This is a genomic window from Ideonella sp. B508-1, from assembly GCF_000333615.1.
Lineage (GTDB): Bacteria > Pseudomonadota > Gammaproteobacteria > Burkholderiales > Burkholderiaceae_C > Ideonella.
The window spans coordinates 1-1,104 of sequence record NZ_BADL01000278.1 but is presented as its reverse complement, the minus strand read 5'-3'; the positions used below and the strand labels follow the sequence as shown (position 1 = coordinate 1,104).

Sequence of the window (1,104 nt, the reverse complement as noted above, 5' to 3'; positions counted from 1 at the left end):
GGCCTGCGCATGGGCCGCCCGCGACTTCGGCGAAAGCGGCGTGATCGGCGACCCGACGCCCGCCACCGCCGAACAGGGCCAGGCCATCCTCGATTCGCTGGCCACCAGCTGGGCCCAGGCCATCACCGAGCTGCACGCGGCCCGCTGCCCGCAAGCAGCGCGCCCACCTGGGAGCGCGGCCAGTTTGCCGGCGAGGTGGCCGGCAGCGCCACGCCCTGAGCCGCTCAACGCCCACCGCCCATTCCCGGTTTCCCGTTCCCCTCCCCGTCCCTTCCCTAGCTGCAGGAGTTTTCACGATGCAACGCCGTACTTCCTTCTCCTTCAAGCGCTCCGGCCGCGTGCTGGCCGCCGGCCTGGCCCTGCTGGCCGCGAGCGCCTCGCAGGCCGCCGAGGAGAAGTTCGTCTACCTGACCAACTGGTTCGCCCAGGCCGAGCATGGCGGCTTCTACCAGGCGGTGGCCACCGGCCTCTACAAGAAGCACGGCCTGGACGTGACCATCAAGATGGGCGGCCCGCAGGTCAACGGCGTGCAGTTGCTGGCCGCCGGCCAGGCCGACTGCATCATGGGTTCCAGCCAGCTGCAGATGACCCAGGCCCGCTCCAACGGCGTGCCCATCGTCACCGTGGCCGCGCTGTTCCAGAAGGATCCGCAGGCCCTGATCGGCCATGAGGACGTCAAGTCCTTCGAGGACATGAAGGGCAAGACCATCCTCATCGCCTCGACGGCCCAGCAGGGCTACTGGCCCTGGCTGAAGGCCAAGTACGGCTTCACCGACGCCCAGACCCGGCCCTACACCTTCAACATCCAGCCCTTCCTGGCGGACAAGAACACGGTGCAGCAGGGCTACATCACCTCCGAGACCTACGCCCTGCAGAAGGCCGGCGCCAAGGCCAACGCCTTCCTGATGGCCGACGTGNGCTACCCGTCCTACGCCACCACCGTGTCCTGCATGGACAGCACCGTGGCCAAGCGCAGCAAGGCGGTGCAGGCCTTCGTGCAGGCCAGCATCGAGGGCTGGAAGAGCTACCTGGCCGACCCGGCCCGGGCAATGCCCCTGATCCAGGAGGACAACCCGCAGATGACCGACGACCAGCTGGCCTTCA

1 protein-coding gene and 1 pseudogene are annotated in these 1,104 nt (G+C 68.4%); both read left to right on the top strand.

What is annotated here, in order from left to right:
- A pseudogene (locus tag I73_RS33920) lies at window positions 1-219 on the top strand (creatininase family protein); the annotation flags it as partial.
- A 77-nt stretch (window positions 220-296) separates the two neighbouring features.
- Window positions 297-1,104, top strand: an 808-nt coding sequence (locus tag I73_RS27550; RefSeq protein WP_022980795.1) for an ABC transporter substrate-binding protein, incomplete at its 3' end; no start/stop codon positions are given.